Below are 851 nucleotides of genomic sequence, written 5' to 3'. Positions count from 1 at the left end.
TGCCCGACCTGAGAGATAGGTGACATTTCGTACCGGAGACATGGGTAACACTTTTCGCTTTGGCGGGAGGTGTCGATGCCGTGGAGAGAGACTTCGGTCATGGAGGAACGTCTACGATTTGTCGCCCGGCTGCTTGAGGGCGATTGCATGAGCGAGGTGTGCCGAGCGTTCGGCATCTCGCGCAAGACCGGCTACAAGATCTTCAACCGCTACAAGGATGATGGCCTGGAAGCGCTGACCGATCGATCCCGACGGCCGGTGCGCTATGCCAACCAGTTGCCGGATCCGGTTGAGGCGATGATTGTTCGCCTCAGACAAGAGAAGCCTTACTGGGGTGCCAGGAAGATCAGGGAACTGCTCGTCAAACGGCTGGCCGGCGATGTGCGCATTCCGGCAAAGAGCACCGTACACGCCGTACTCGATCGTCACGGCCTTGTGAGCCAGGCCCGCAAGAGGAACCGGGCGAACAAGGCCGTCGGCACGCCGCTATCGGCAGCACCTGGTCCCAACGATCTCTGGTGCGCCGACTTCAAGGGCGAGTTCAAGCTGGGCAACGGCCAATACTGTTACCCTTTGACGATCACCGACCAGCTCTCGCGCTATCTTCTGTGTTGCGAGGCCTTCGAATCGACGCGCGAACAGGGTGTCTTCGAGGCCTTTCGGCGGGTTTTTGCCGAGCGGGGCCTGCCGGTCGCCATCCGCTCCGACAACGGCCTGCCCTTCGCCAGTCCCAACGGGCTCTACAATCTGTCAAAGCTCTCGGTCTGGTGGCTCAGGCTCGGCATCGCCATCGAGCGCATCCGTCCCGGCCACCCGCAGGAGAACGGCCGCCACGAGCGCATGCACCTGAC

The 851-nt window shown here is 61.7% G+C and carries 1 protein-coding gene; it reads left to right on the top strand.

What is annotated here, in order from left to right; translation table 11 throughout:
* Positions 1-75: 75 nt before the first annotated feature.
* Positions 76-851 (top strand): helix-turn-helix domain-containing protein (locus RTCK_RS18595; RefSeq protein WP_142593905.1); only part of this gene is annotated, 776 nt, incomplete at its 3' end.

Origin of the sequence: Pseudorhizobium endolithicum (assembly GCF_902153245.2) — a bacterium.
Taxonomy (GTDB): domain Bacteria; phylum Pseudomonadota; class Alphaproteobacteria; order Rhizobiales; family Rhizobiaceae; genus Neorhizobium; species Neorhizobium endolithicum.
Note: the sequence above shows the minus strand (reverse complement) of the source record. Positions and strands in the feature narration are given on the sequence as shown.